Origin of the sequence: Agrobacterium sp. D14 (assembly GCF_001526505.1) — a bacterium.
In the GTDB taxonomy this organism is placed as follows: domain Bacteria; phylum Pseudomonadota; class Alphaproteobacteria; order Rhizobiales; family Rhizobiaceae; genus Agrobacterium; species Agrobacterium leguminum.
In genome coordinates this window covers 180,289-194,456 of sequence record NZ_ASXX01000052.1, presented here as the reverse complement: position 1 = coordinate 194,456, position 14,168 = coordinate 180,289, and the positions used below count along the sequence as shown (strand labels likewise).

The window sequence follows — 14,168 nt, the reverse complement described above, 5'->3', positions numbered from 1 at the left end:
GTCTCCAAACCAACAGGGGTAAAAATGAAAAAACTGGTCATCGCACTCGCCGCTTCGGTTGCGGCTCTCGGCGGCATCGTTTCCTCGGCGGAAGCCGCCGACGCCAAGAAGGTCTGCTTCATCTATGTCGGTTCAAAGACCGACGGCGGCTGGACGCAGGCGCATGATATCGGCCGTCAGGAACTGCAGGCGCATTTCGGCGACAAGATCGAAACGCCGTTCCTCGAAAGCGTTCCGGAAGGTCCGGATGCCGAACGCGCCATCGAGCGCATGGCCCGCTCGGGTTGCGAACTGGTGTTCACCACCTCCTTCGGCTTCATGGATGCGACCGTGAAGGTGGCCCAGAAGTTCCCCAAGGTGAAGTTCGAACACGCCACCGGCTTCAAGACCGCCGAAAACGTCGCGACCTACAATTCGCGCTTCTATGAAGGCCGCTACATTCAGGGCCAGATCGCCGCGAAGATGTCGCAGAAGGGTCTCGCCGGCTACATCGCCTCCTTCCCGATCCCGGAAGTGGTGATGGGCATCGACGCCTTCGTGCTCGGCGCGCAGTCCGTCAATCCCGACTTCAAGGTGAAGGTCGTCTGGGCCAACACCTGGTTCGACCCCGGCAAGGAAGCCGATGCCGCCAAGGCGCTGATCGACCAGGGCGTCGACATTCTGACCCAGCACACCGACACCACCGCGCCGATGCAGGTTGCGGCCGAACGCGGCATCAAGGCCTTCGGTCAGGCTTCCGACATGATCGCGGCCGGTCCGAAGACGCAGCTTACCGCCATCAAGGACACCTGGGGCGCTTATTACATCAAGCGCACGCAGGCTCTTCTCGATGGCACCTGGAAGTCCGAATCCGTCTGGGACGGCCTGAAGGACGGCATCCTGACCATGGCGCCCTACACCAACATGCCTGACGACGTGAAGAAGATGGCCGAGGATACCGAAGCCAAGATCAAGTCGGGCGAGTTGCACCCCTTCACCGGCCCGGTGAAGAAGCAGGACGGTTCGGAATGGCTGAAGGCGGGTGAAAAGGCCGAGGACGGCGTTCTGCTCGGCCTCAACTTCTACGTCGCCGGCGTGGACGACAAGCTGCCGCAATAACGGGACTTTCCATTCCCGCCGATAACAGGCCGCGCATGAAATTCATGTGCGGCCTTTGTTATTTTCATATGTTTTACGCCGTGGACGAAGTTTGCCTTTGCTTTTCAGGCGACTTGATGTTTTTCACTATATTCTGACTTGAGATATACACGTCTGGCGCGATTTTTAAGATCGCCAACCGAACGGAAGGACATGGCACTTGCAGCGCGGAATGCTCGATGCGGCGATCGGTTTTCGAAAGCTGCGGACAAATCATGCACAGGTCGTTCACAAACTCGGTCTCGATATCGTGTCCGGCACCTTCAAGACGGGCGATATCCTGCCGGGCGATGCCGAGCTGATGGAGCGGCTGAAAGTGTCGCGCACAGTGCTGCGCGAAGCGATGAAGACGCTGACCGCCAAGGGCATGATTTCCCCCAAGGCGCGTATCGGCACCCGGGTGACGGAGCGCGAAAGCTGGAACATGTTCGACAGCGAAGTGCTGCTCTGGCATTTCGAGGCGGGCGTCAGCGATGAATTCCTGCTGCATCTTTACGATATCCGTCAGGCTTTCGAGCCCTATGGCGCAGGGCTTGCCGCCATCAGGGCAAAGGACGCCGATATCGCCAAGCTCGCCGCTTATGCCAACGAGATGGGCAATACCGCCTATTCCAAGGAAAAGCGCGCGCTTGCGGATATGAATTTCCATGTCCTCATCACCGAAATGTCCGGCAATCCGTTCATGCGCACCGTCGGTTCGCTGATAAAGGCGGCTCTGGTGGGCATTTTCCGGATGAGTAACCCGGAAACCGATCCCAATGAGATTTCCGACGTGTCCGCCTCCCACCTGCGGCTCGTGGAGGCGTTTCGCCTGCGCGATGAGGCCGCAGCGCGCCGCGAGATGGAAAGGCTGATCGAAAACGGCCGCCAGCAGGTGCTGGAATTCACTGCCCGCAACCCCCGGCGATAAATCACACCGCGGGAGCGGGATGCGATCCCGTTCCAATCACGTTTGATGAAAATCGGTGCGGAAATTTGGTGCAGATTTGCATGGTTTCTTAAGTGGGCCGCCGTTATAGCAATTCCGGAATGAAATTACCGATGCGCCCGTTCGTTTTGCCGGACGGCGTGAAGTCAAACATATGCCGCCGTCCTGGCCGCCTCGCGGCCGGTGACTGGGTGTTGGAGGTCTTATGGAGCGCAGCTCTCTAGCCGTTATTCTCGCAGCGGGCGACAGCACGCGCATGAAATCGTCGAAATCCAAGGTGTTGCATCCGGTCGCCGGGCGTCCGATGATCAGCCATGTGGTCGAGGCGGTGGCTGGATCTGGCGTCGGCACGGTGGCGCTGGTGGTCGGGCGCGATGCTGACAATGTCGCTGCTGCCGCAAGTATGAAGGGCCTTCAGGTCGAAGCTTTCCTGCAGACGGAACGCAAGGGCACCGGCCATGCGGTTCTTGCCGCACGCGCAGCCATCGAGCGCGGTTTCGACGATCTCATCGTTGCCTATGGCGATGTCCCGCTCATCACTTCCGCAACGCTCGACCGGGCGCGTGAGGCGATTGCCGCCGGTGCCGATGTCGCCGTCATCGGTTTCCATACCGACCGCCCGACCGGTTACGGCCGGCTTCTGGTCAAGGATGGCGAACTTGTCGCTATCCGCGAGGAGAAGGACGCGACCGATGCGGAGCGTAAGGTTACCTGGTGCAATAGCGGATTGATGGCCATCAACGGCCGTAACGCGCTGGACCTGCTCGACCGGATCGGCAACAGCAATGTGAAGGGCGAATATTATCTGACCGATGTGGTCGAGATCGCCCGTTCCCTCGGCCGCCGCGCCGTCGCCATCGATGCGCCCGAAACGGAACTGGTCGGCTGCAACAACCGCGCCGAACTGGCCTTTATTGAGAAGCTCTGGCAGGAACGCCGCCGCCACGAACTGATGGTGGACGGCGTTTCGATGATTGCGCCGGAAACCGTCTTTCTCTCCTATGACACGAAGATCGGTCAGGACGTTTTGATCGAGCCGAATGTCGTCATCGGTCCCGGCGTCACCATCGAGCCGGGCGCCGTCATCCATGCGTTTTCGCATCTGGAAGGGGCGCATGTCGCCGAAGGTGCGGCCGTCGGTCCCTATGCGCGGCTGCGTCCGGGCGCGAACCTGCACGCTAACGCCAAGGTGGGCAATTTCTGCGAGGTCAAGAAGGCGGAGATCGGCGAGGGTGCCAAGGTCAACCATCTGACCTATATCGGCGATGCATTCATCGGTGCGGGCAGCAATATCGGTGCGGGCACCATCACCTGCAATTACGACGGCTACAACAAGGCCGAAACGCGGATCGGTGCGAACAGTTTTATTGGTTCGAACTCGTCGCTGGTCGCTCCTGTCACCATTGGAGAGGGGGCCTATATCGCCTCCGGCAGCGTGATTACCGATGACGTGCCTGATGATGCCCTAGCGTTCGGGCGCGCGCGGCAGGAGATGAAGCCGGGCCGGGCGACCGTTGTGCGCGAGCGGGCGAAGGCGCTGAAGGAAGCGAAGAAAAAGTCGTCCTGACGGACGTTACCAAACGATACCGAAAGTGACCGGCGGCGTAATTGCCGATTTCAGGGAAACGGTTAAAGCATTTCCAGTAAAAGTGTGCAGCGGTTTTACGTCCGGAAATGCGTCAGAACAAAAAGGTGGAGTATTTTTGCATTTCAGGGAAATGCGAAAATACTCTGGAAGTTTCGGCGAAGAGATCGCCGTCTGGAGAAATATATGTGCGGAATTGTCGGAATTGTCGGAACCCAGCCCGTTGCTGAACGGCTTGTCGATGCGCTGAAGCGTCTCGAATATCGCGGTTACGATTCGGCTGGTGTCGCCACCATCGACAATGGCGCGATGGACCGCCGCCGGGCGGAAGGAAAGCTTTTCAACCTGGAGAAGAGACTTTCGGAAGAGCCGCTGCCGGGCGTGGTCGGCATCGCTCACACCCGCTGGGCGACCCATGGCGTTCCGAACGAAACCAATGCCCATCCGCATTTCGTCGACGGCGTCGCCGTCGTCCACAATGGCATCATCGAAAACTTCGCCGAACTGCGTGAAGAGCTGACCGCCGGGGGCGCGAGCTTCACCACCCAGACCGATACCGAAGTGGTGGCGCAGCTTCTGGCGAGATATACCCGCGAGGGTCTCGGCCATCGTGAAGCGATGTTGAAGATGCTGAACCGCGTGACGGGCGCCTATGCGCTGGTCGTCATGTTCAAGGACGATCCCGGCACGCTGCTTTCGGCGCGCTCCGGCCCGCCGCTTGCCGTCGGTTACGGTCGAGGCGAAATGTTCCTCGGGTCCGACGCCATCGCGCTGTCGCCCTTCACCAACGAGATCACCTATCTGGTGGATGGCGACTGCGCCATCGTGACCCGGCAGGGTGCGGAAATCATCGATTTTTCCGGCAAACCGGTGAAGCGCGAGCGGCAGATTTCGCAGGCGACGGCCTATGTGGTCGACAAGGGCAACCACCGCCACTTCATGGAAAAGGAAATCTACGAGCAGCCGGAAGTCATCTCTCATGCGCTCAGCCACTATGTGGATTTCGCCTCCAAGACCGTGAAGCAGGCCGACACGGCCATCGATTTCGCCAAGCTTTCCGGCCTTGCCATTTCCGCCTGCGGCACGGCCTATCTGTCGGGCCTGATCGGCAAATACTGGTTCGAGCGTTATGCCCGTCTGCCGGTGGAAATCGATGTCGCCTCGGAATTCCGTTACCGCGAAATCCCGCTCGTTCCCACGCAGGCTGCGCTGTTCATTTCGCAATCGGGCGAAACCGCCGATACGCTGGCGGCCCTGCGCTATTGCCAGCAGGAGGGGCTGAAGATCGGCGCGGTGGTCAACACGCGTGAATCCACCATGGCGCGCGAATCCGATGCGATCTTCCCGATCCTTGCCGGTCCGGAAATCGGCGTCGCCTCCACCAAGGCCTTCACCTGCCAGCTTGCCGTGCTCGCTTCGCTTGCCGTTGCCGCCGGAAAAGCACGCGGTACGGTCACGCCCCAGCAGGAAACCGAACTGGTTCGCCATCTGACCGAGATGCCGCGCATCATGAGCAAGGTTCTCAACAGCATCCAGCCACAGATCGAAGCGCTGTCGCGCGATCTGTCGCGTTTCAAGGACGTGCTTTATCTCGGCCGCGGCACCAGCTTCCCGCTGGCGCTGGAAGGCGCGCTGAAGCTCAAGGAAATCTCCTATATCCACGCCGAGGGTTATGCCGCCGGCGAGCTGAAGCATGGACCTATCGCGCTGATCGACGAGAACATGCCGGTCATCGTCATCGCGCCGCATGATCGCTTCTTCGAAAAGACCGTTTCGAACATGCAGGAGGTCGCCGCGCGCGGCGGCCGCATCATCTTCATCACCGATGAGAAGGGGGCCGCCGCTTCCAAGCTCGACACCATGGCGACGATCACGCTGCCCAATGTCGATGAGCTTATTGCGCCGATGGTCTTTTCGCTGCCGATCCAACTGCTTGCCTACCACACCGCCGTCTTCATGGGCACGGACGTGGACCAGCCGCGCAATCTGGCGAAATCGGTAACGGTGGAATGATCATCCGGCCGGAGCGTCAGGGCGATGAAGAGGCGATCACTCGCGTTACGGAAGATGCTTTCCGTAACGTCGATTATAGCGACAAGACGGAACATCTGATCGTCGAGCGGTTGCGCAGGGCGGGTGCGCTCACCGTTTCAATGGTTGCCGAGGATAGCGAAGGCATCATCGGCCATGTCGGTTTTTCGCCGGTGACGCTTACCAGCGGCGAGACCGGCTGGTTCTGCCTCGCGCCGCTTTCCGTGACACCGGAACGGCAGGGGCAGGGCGTCGGTTCAAAGCTGGTGCGGGACGGGCTTGCCGTTCTGGAGCGTCTGAATGCTTCCGGCGTGGTCGTCGCGGGCGATCCGGACTACTATGGCCGCTTCGGTTTTCGCCATGTCGATGGGGTGAATGCGGAAGGGATTCCTGACGAATATTTCACAGTTCTTCGCTTGCATGGTGGAACTCCATCCGGCATTGTCGGTTTTCATCCGGGTTTCGATGGCGACAACGCTTAATTCCGAACGGTAAATGACCGATATTCCAGTCAAAATTTCATTCGCAGCCCGGCTGCGCAATAGTTTCCTCACGGGCGTTCTGATCCTTGCGCCCGTCACCATCACCATGTGGCTGGTGTGGAGCTTCCTGCAATGGGCCGATAGCTGGGTGAAGCCCTATATTCCGGCCCGTTACGATCCCGAGCAATATTTCGATGTGGCTATTCCCGGTTTCGGCCTGCTGATCGCTGTCATCGGCATCACCCTCATCGGTTTTCTCGGCAATAACCTCATCGGCAAATGGATTTTCGGCGTCGGCGAATCCATCCTCAACCGCATGCCGCTGGTGCGGCCGATCTACAAGAGCATCAAGCAGCTGTTCGAATCCGTTCTGAAGGAGCATTCGAACTCCTTCAAGAAGGTCGGCCTGATCGAGTTTCCGTCATCCGGCACCTGGGCGATGGTCTTCGTCGCCTCCGAGGCCAAGGGCGAGCTTGCCCATCGTTTCAACGAAATGGGCCAGCAGATGGTCGCCGTCTTCCTGCCGCCGACACCGGTGCCGACGGCCGGCTTCCTGCTGTTCGTGCCGAAAGACAAGATCGTGATGCTGGACATGACGCCGGAAGATGCGGCGAAACTGCTGATATCCGGCGGTCTGGTGGCCCCGGATTTCAAGCCGCCGAAGATGATCGCGCCGGTTTGACGGTTAGAGAACGCCGAGGATGTCCGTCTGCGAGAAGTCGTTGCCGACATAAAGCAGGGGGCAGCCCTCGGTTTTCGCCAACTCGTAGGCAAAGCAGTCGCCGAAATTCAGTCCGGCGGGATGAATGCCCTTGCCCCAGATGCGGTAAGCTTCGGAAACGCCACGCGCCGATTTGGGGGTAACGGGTCTGATTTCGGCGCTCAGACCTTCAATCAGCATCTCTAGTTCCCGGCTGCGGTCGCGCCGCTGCGCCACGATCATGGTTTCCGCAAGCGTACCGGCGGAAATGAGCAGAGGTTCATCCGTTTCGAGAGCTGCGGCGCAGGTATCCGCTTTGGGTTCATTAAGCAGGATCGCCATCAGAGCCGAAGTATCGATAACGATCATTTCGGAAGGCCGTGCGCGTCATAGAGAAAATCCTGACTATGCGCGGCATCCGGGCCATCATCGGCTTTGTTGGCGACAATCGCGCGCACTTTTGTAAGCGCGGCCCTGCGGGATGTCTTATCCGCCACGGCGGTGACCGGAACCAGCCGCACGGCTGCGTGGCCATGACGGGTGAGAATGACCTCATCACCGGCTTCGGCGCGGCGCACCAGTTCGGTAAGCTGACTTTTTGCATCCGTCACGGATATCTGCACGGCTAACCTCAAGTGTTAAAGTTAGCATTAGATTAGTCCATTCAATGGACCATATCAATCCTCGTCATCCAGATCATCCACTTCCGTACCGGTGGTCGTGGCGTGGAATACGGGAACGAAAAGCCGCATATAGACCAGCCGCACGCTCCAGCCTTCTTCCAGCGCCTGGCTCCAGGCCTTCTTGCGGCCGGGCTTTTTGAACGCCTTGCCGATGGCCTTTTTTTCGCTCTTCGCAAATGTCTCGGGTTGCAGGATATTCTGCGGCGAACAGAGCGCGTAGCCCTTGCGGAAGGCGGGTGGCGGGCGGCGGGGATCGATCATGTTCATGGGCGTTCACTTTCAGCCAGCGTGCAGGAAGCGGATCGCTTCGTCGCGGCGGTGCAGGTAGAGCAGGGTGCGCAGCGCATTGCCGCGCGGGCCTGTGAGTTCGGGGTCGCGCTCGATGACGTAGGCTGCGTCCTTGCGGGCGATTTCGAGAAGATCGGCATGGGCCTCGAGGCTGGCGATGCGGAAGCCCGGCGTGCCTGATTGCCGGGTGCCGAGGAGTTCGCCTTCGCCGCGCAGCTTCAAATCCTCCTCGGCGATCAGGAAGCCGTCCTCGCTGTCGCGCAGGATGGAGAGCCGGGCGCGACCGTTTTCGCTGAGCGGGCCTTTATAGAGCAGGATGCAGGTGGAGGCCTCGTCGCCGCGGCCCACACGGCCGCGCAGCTGGTGAAGCTGGGCGAGGCCGAAACGTTCGGCGTGTTCGATGACCATGATCGTCGCATCCGGCACGTCGACGCCGACTTCCACTACGGTCGTCGCCACCAGAAGCCGGGTTTCGCCGTTCTTGAAGGCAAGCATGGCCGCATCCTTCTCCGGGCCGCTCATGCGGCCGTGGATGAGGCCGATATTGGCGCCGAGCATCTGCGAGAGAACCGCATGCCGCTCCTCTGCCGACATCAGGTCGGATTCTTCCGTTTCCTCCACCAGCGGGCAAATCCAGTAGGCCTTCTTGCCATCCTTCAACGCGGCGCGCAGTCGCTCGACGATGTCGCCGATCCGCTCAGTCGGGATCGTCACGGTCTGGATGGGTTTGCGGCCGGCGGGTTTTTCGGTGAGCTTGGAGACATCCATGTCGCCAAAGGCGGCCAGAACCAGTGTGCGCGGAATGGGTGTGGCGGTCATGACCAGCATATGCGGCGTGATGCCCTTGGCGGTGAGGCGCAGGCGCTGGTGCACGCCGAAACGGTGCTGTTCGTCCACCACGGCAAGCACGAGGTTCCTGTAACTCACGCTGTCCTGAAACAGCGCATGGGTGCCGATGACGATCTGCGCTTCGCCGGAGGCGACGCGCTCCTCGATCTCGCGGCGCTCCTTGCCCTTGGTGCGGCCTGTGAGCACTTCGACGGTAATGCCGGCTGCCTGAGCGAGTTTGGATATGGTGGCGTAGTGTTGCCGGGCAAGGATTTCGGTCGGGGCCATCAGCACCGCCTGTCCGCCGGCCTCCACCGCCGTTGCCATGGCCATCAGCGCCACCAGTGTCTTGCCCGCACCGACATCGCCCTGCAGCAGCCGCAACATGCGGTCTTCGCCGGCCATATCTGTCAGGATATCCTTGACCGCAGCGCTTTGGCTCGCCGTCAGCGAGAAGGGCAGCTGCGACAGGATTTTGGCGGCGACATCACCCTTGGCGCGGATCGGCTGGCCCGCCACCTTGCGCAGCCGCTGGCGCACCAGCGCCAGTGACAGCTGCCCGGCGAGGAATTCGTCATAGGCGAGCCGTCTGCGCGCCGGGGCCTGCGGCTCGATATCGGCGCTGTCGCGCGGGTCGTGCAATTCGCGGAAGCTTGAAGCGACGTCGCCGAAACCTTGGCGGGTCTTGAGCGTCTCATCGATCCATTCCGGAAAGACCGGCAGCTTTGAAAGCCCGCCTTCAATTGCCCGCCGCAGCACCTTGGGCGACAGTCCGGCGGTCATGGGATAGACCGCTTCCACCAAAGGCAGGTTTTCCGCCTCGGAAAGCTTCACCATGAAATCCGGATGCACCATGGAAGCGCGGCCGTTGAACCAGTCCACCTTGCCGCTGACGAGAACCTCTTCATCGACGGGCAGGGCCTTGGACAGCCAGTCGCCCTTGGCGCGGAAGAAGGTCAGCGCCAGTTCGCCGGTCTCGTCATGCAGGAAGACGCGATAGGGCGCGTTGCGGTTTCCCGGCGGCGGCGGCTGGTGGCGGTCGACGCGTCCCTGAATGGTGACAATGGCGCCGGGGCTGGCCAGCGCAATGCCGGGGCGGTTGCGGCGGTCGATGACGTTGGATGGCGCGTGGAACAGGAGATCGATCACGCGGGTGTCGTCGGCGCTTTCCCGGCTGAGCAGCTTAGCCAGAAGATCGGCAAGCTTCGGCCCCACACCGGCAAGGGTGGAGACGGAGGCAAACAGCGGATCGAGAATGGCCGGGCGCATGGGTCAGCAAAATCGGGGAAGGGGGCGGCTTATGCAAGACTTCGATGGTCACAAAGGCGGGTTATCACCGGCAGATTTTCACCGCCGTGGCATTATTTCGATAAAAACCGGTTCCCAAGCGTTCGCCTCCTGTTCTATAGGAGGTCGCAGTCAACATCCTGTTGAATAGCCAACCGAAAGGTGAATGCGATGACTGGACTGGTGCGCACGAGTGCCGACCTCGATCCGAGACGCCGGCGGATTCTTTACCGCTGCTGGCACCGGGGCATTCGCGAGATGGATCTGGTGCTCGGGCAATTCGCGGAAGACAATATTGCCGGGCTTTCCGATGAGCAGCTCGACGAGCTTGAGATCATCATGGCGGAAGAGGATAACGACCTCGTCAAGATGGTGACGGGCGCCCTTGCCATACCGGAAAAATTCCAGACCCCGCTGTTCGAGAAGATCGCCTCCTACCGTCCCGATTTCGATCTCGTCACCACTGACACCCTGAAAGCGTGAGAATATGATAGCCGGATTCGATGCAAAGCTGGTGTCGTCGGCCGATACGCCGCTGACCATCGGAAACGTGCCTTCCGGCATGGAAGCCCTTTTGCTTGCCGATATGGCGCGGGCGGGCACGTCGGTCGCCTATGTGATGTCGGATGGCCAGCGGGTCGCCGATCTCGAACAGATCCTCGGTTTCGTCGCACCTGATATTCCGGTGATGACGCTGCCGGCCTGGGACTGCCTGCCCTATGATCGCGTGTCACCGAGTGCCGATACCTCGGCGCGCCGGCTGGCGGCGCTCTCGGGTCTGATCGCCCATGCGAAGAAATCGCATCCGGCCATCGTGCTGGTCACCGTTAACGCCATGCTGCAGAAGATGGCGCCGCGCGAGATTATCGAGAGCCTCGGCTTTTCGGCCCGCCCCGGCAACCAGATCCGCATGGAGGAGATTGCCGCGCGGCTGGAGCGCAACGGTTTCGACCGGGTGGCGACGGTGCGTGAAGTGGGTGAATTCGCCGTGCGCGGCGGTATTCTCGATGTTTTCGTGCCGGGCACGGAAGAGCCGGTGCGGCTCGATTTCTTCGGCGATACGCTGGAAAGCATCCGCACCTTCGATCCGGCCAGCCAGCGCACCATCGGTCAGGCGCGCTCGCTCGATTTGAACCCGATGAGCGAAGTGACGCTGACGCCGGATACGATCAGCCGTTTCCGCAAGAATTACCTGTCGCTGTTCGGCGCGGCGACGCGAGACGATGCGCTTTATCAGGCCGTCTCCGAAGGCCGCCGTTATGCCGGCATGGAGCACTGGCTGCCGCTGTTTTACGAGCAGCTGGAGACCGCCTTCGATTATCTGAAGGATTTCCGCATCGTCACCGATCACACGGCGCGGGAGGCGGCGAAAGAACGCTCCAAGCTGGTGCTCGATTATTACGATGCGCGCCGCAGTTCCGGCGAAACCAAGGGCTCGACGCAGGGCGCGCCTTACAAGCCGGTTTCGCCCGGCCAGCTTTATCTCGATGGAAAGAGCTTCGATGCGGCACTCGCTGCCGTCAATGCGGTACGCCTGACACCCTTCAACGAGCAGGACAGCGAAGGCCGCCCGGTCGCGACGCTCGATGCCCATGTCGGTCCGCGCTGGGCACGCCCGCCGACCGAAGGCGAGAGCGAAGAACGGGTCAACGTTTTCGATCTGGCGGTGAAGCACATTGCCGAACGCCGCGCCAAGGGCTGGAAGGTGCTGATAACAGGCTGGTCGGAAGGTTCGCTCGACCGGTTGTTGCAGGTGCTGAACGAGCACGGGCTTGAAAAGATCAAGCCGGTCACCTCGCTGAAAGAGGTGGAGAAGCTCGGCAAGGGCGAGGCGGCTTCGGCGGTTCTGAGCCTTGAGGCGGGTTTCGAAACCGGGACGCTGGCCGTTATCGGCGAGCAGGATATTCTCGGCGACCGCATGGTGCGCCGCTCCAAACGCCGCAAGCGCGGTGCGGATTTCATCTCGGAAGTGGCGGGGCTGGATGAGGGCTCGCTGGTCGTCCATGCCGAACATGGCATCGGCCGTTTCGTCGGCCTGCGAACAATCGAGGCGGCGGGCGCGCCGCGCGCTTGTCTGGAACTGCATTATGCCGATGACGCCAAGCTGTTCCTGCCGGTTGAAAACATCGATCTTCTGTCGCGTTACGGTTCGGATGCGGCGGAAGCGCAGCTGGACAAGCTCGGCGGCGGCGCATGGCAGATGCGCAAGGCCAAGCTCAAGAAGCGCCTGCTGGACATGGCAGACGAGCTTATCCGCATCGCGGCCGCGCGCCTGGTGCGTCATGCGCCGGTGCTGACTGCGCCGGATGGGCTTTACGACGAATTCGCCGCCCGTTTCCCCTATGACGAGACGGAAGACCAGCTGAACGCGATTGAGTCCATCCGCGAGGATCTGGGGGCCGGCCGGCCGATGGATCGGCTCATCTGCGGCGATGTCGGTTTCGGCAAGACGGAAGTGGCGCTCCGCGCGGCGTTCCTCGCCGCCATGAACGGCGTGCAGGTGGCGGTGGTGGTGCCGACCACGCTGCTTTCCCGCCAGCATTTCCGCACCTTCTCGGAACGTTTCCGTGGGTTGCCGATCCGGGTGCAGCAGGCTTCGCGCCTTGTCGGCTCCAAGGAACTGACGCTGACGAAAAAGGAAGTGGCTGATGGCAAGACGGATATTGTTGTCGGCACCCATGCGCTGCTCGGCGCGGGCATCAGTTTCGCCAATCTCGGCCTGCTCATCATCGACGAAGAGCAGCATTTCGGGGTGAAGCACAAGGAACGGCTGAAGGAGCTGAAGAGCGACGTGCATGTGCTGACGCTCTCTGCAACGCCCATTCCGCGCACCTTGCAGCTGGCCATGACCGGGGTTCGCGAGTTGTCGCTCATCACCACGCCGCCGGTGGACCGCATGGCGGTGCGCACCTTCATTTCGCCCTTCGATCCGCTGGTGATCCGCGAGACGCTGATGCGCGAGCATTATCGCGGCGGCCAGAGTTTTTACGTCTGCCCCCGTCTTGCCGATCTTGCCGACATTCACGCGTTCCTGCAATCGGATGTGCCGGAACTGAAGGTGGCGGTGGCGCATGGGCAGATGCCGGCGGGCGAACTGGAAGACATCATGAACGCCTTTTATGACGGCAAATATGATGTGCTGCTGTCGACCACCATTGTCGAATCCGGCCTCGATGTGCCGACCGCCAATACGCTGATCGTGCACCGCGCCGATATGTTCGGCCTTGCCCAGCTTTACCAGCTGCGCGGCCGTGTCGGACGCTCCAAGGTGCGCGCCTTCGCGCTCTTCACCCTGCCGGTCAACAAGGTGCTGACGACCATGGCGGAGCGGCGGCTGAAGGTGCTGCAATCGCTCGATACGCTGGGCGCCGGCTTCCAGCTGGCGAGCCACGACCTCGATATTCGCGGTGCGGGCAATTTGCTCGGCGAGGAACAGTCCGGCCATATCAAGGAAGTCGGTTTCGAGCTTTACCAGCAGATGCTGGAAGAGGCGGTGGCCGAAGTGAAGGGTGACGAGCAGGTGCAGGATAGCGGCTGGTCGCCGCAAATCTCGGTCGGCACCTCTGTCATGATTCCGGAGGATTATGTTCCCGATCTGCATCTGCGCATGGGCCTTTACCGCCGTCTCGGCGAGCTTGCGGATATAAGCGAGATCGATGGTTTCGGTGCGGAAATGATCGACCGTTTCGGCCCGTTGCCGAAAGAGGTGCAGCACCTCCTCAAGATCGTCTACATCAAGTCGCTCTGCCGCACCGCCAATGTCGAGAAGGTGGATGCCGGGCCGAAGGGTGTGGTCGTGCAGTTCCGCAACAAGGAATTCCCGAACCCGGCGGCGTTGGTCGCCTATATCGGCAAGCAGGGCACGATGGCGAAAATCCGCCCGGATCACAGCCTGTTCCTGACCCGCGACCTGCCGACGCCGGAAAAGCGGCTGGCGGGTGCGGCGATGGTCATGACACAGCTGGCGGAGCTGGCGCGTTCCTAACGCTTCGGGAGGTTGCCGATCCATAGCGGACCGATGCGCATGGGGCTTTACCCCCTCTGCCCTGCCGGGCATCTCCCCCTCAAGGGGGAGATCGATCTGCGGCGATGTCTCGTCCATCTTGAAGCTCGAGGATGAAGCGACAAGAGGGCCTCTTGCCGATCTCCCCCTTGAGGGGGAGATGCCCGGCAGGGCAGAGGGGGGTGAAGCCCCACGCGCCTCAGTCCGCTGTCAATG

At 61.1% G+C, this 14,168-nt stretch carries 12 protein-coding genes; 8 read left to right on the top strand and 4 right to left on the bottom strand.

Annotation, left to right across the window (positions count from 1 at the left end):
- The first annotated feature begins 24 nt into the window (after positions 1-24).
- The 6 genes from L901_RS22100 to L901_RS22075 all read left to right on the top strand — a co-directional run bounded on the left by L901_RS22100 (position 25) and on the right by L901_RS22075 (position 6,845).
- Complete coding sequence (locus L901_RS22100; RefSeq protein ID WP_059760297.1) at positions 25-1,098, top strand: BMP family ABC transporter substrate-binding protein; 1,074 nt, start codon at positions 25-27, stop codon at positions 1,096-1,098.
- A gap of 211 nt (positions 1,099-1,309) precedes the next feature.
- Positions 1,310-2,047, top strand: a complete 738-nt coding sequence (locus tag L901_RS22095) for a FadR/GntR family transcriptional regulator (protein ID WP_059760295.1) — start codon at positions 1,310-1,312, stop codon at positions 2,045-2,047.
- Between the two features lie 223 nt (positions 2,048-2,270).
- Positions 2,271-3,632 carry a bifunctional UDP-N-acetylglucosamine diphosphorylase/glucosamine-1-phosphate N-acetyltransferase GlmU gene (gene glmU, locus L901_RS22090; protein WP_059760294.1) on the top strand — a complete coding sequence of 454 codons (1,362 nt, stop codon included), beginning with the start codon at positions 2,271-2,273 and terminating at the stop codon, positions 3,630-3,632.
- A gap of 204 nt (positions 3,633-3,836) precedes the next feature.
- Positions 3,837-5,663: a glutamine--fructose-6-phosphate transaminase (isomerizing) gene (glmS, locus tag L901_RS22085; protein WP_059760292.1), complete on the top strand. Its 1,827-nt coding sequence runs from the start codon at positions 3,837-3,839 to the stop codon at positions 5,661-5,663.
- Complete coding sequence (locus tag L901_RS22080) at positions 5,660-6,163, top strand: GNAT family N-acetyltransferase (protein WP_059760290.1); 504 nt, start codon at positions 5,660-5,662, stop codon at positions 6,161-6,163. The genes glmS and L901_RS22080 overlap by 4 nt, the downstream gene beginning before the upstream one ends.
- A 13-nt stretch (positions 6,164-6,176) precedes the next feature.
- Positions 6,177-6,845, top strand: coding sequence for a DUF502 domain-containing protein (locus L901_RS22075; protein ID WP_059760288.1), 669 nt, complete (start codon positions 6,177-6,179; stop codon positions 6,843-6,845).
- Positions 6,846-6,848: 3 nt separating this feature from the next.
- Here L901_RS22075 and L901_RS22070 read toward each other — a convergent pair whose 3' ends face one another.
- The 4 genes from L901_RS22070 to recG are packed head-to-tail and all read right to left on the bottom strand — an operon-like array spanning position 6,849 to position 9,931.
- A complete protein-coding gene (locus L901_RS22070) occupies positions 6,849-7,232 on the bottom strand; it encodes a type II toxin-antitoxin system VapC family toxin (RefSeq protein WP_059760286.1) in 384 nt (127 codons plus the stop codon).
- Positions 7,229-7,486, bottom strand: a complete 258-nt coding sequence (locus L901_RS22065) for a type II toxin-antitoxin system Phd/YefM family antitoxin (protein WP_059760284.1) — start codon at positions 7,484-7,486, stop codon at positions 7,229-7,231. The genes L901_RS22070 and L901_RS22065 overlap by 4 nt, the downstream gene beginning before the upstream one ends.
- A 54-nt stretch (positions 7,487-7,540) precedes the next feature.
- The gene (locus tag L901_RS22060; RefSeq protein ID WP_046798274.1) at positions 7,541-7,813 is read right to left on the bottom strand and encodes a hypothetical protein; all 273 of its coding nucleotides are present in this window, start codon (positions 7,811-7,813) and stop codon (positions 7,541-7,543) included.
- Positions 7,814-7,825: 12 nt separating this feature from the next.
- Complete coding sequence (recG, locus tag L901_RS22055) at positions 7,826-9,931, bottom strand: ATP-dependent DNA helicase RecG (protein ID WP_059760283.1); 2,106 nt, start codon at positions 9,929-9,931, stop codon at positions 7,826-7,828.
- A 189-nt stretch (positions 9,932-10,120) separates the two neighbouring features.
- Between recG and L901_RS22050 the strand changes: the two genes are divergently transcribed.
- Positions 10,121-10,432 (top strand): succinate dehydrogenase assembly factor 2, encoded by a 312-nt coding sequence (locus L901_RS22050; RefSeq protein ID WP_059760281.1) that lies wholly within the window; start codon positions 10,121-10,123, stop codon positions 10,430-10,432.
- Between the two features lie 4 nt (positions 10,433-10,436).
- Positions 10,437-13,934, top strand: a complete 3,498-nt coding sequence (mfd, locus tag L901_RS22045; protein ID WP_059760279.1) for a transcription-repair coupling factor — start codon at positions 10,437-10,439, stop codon at positions 13,932-13,934.
- Positions 13,935-14,168 lie beyond the last annotated feature (234 nt).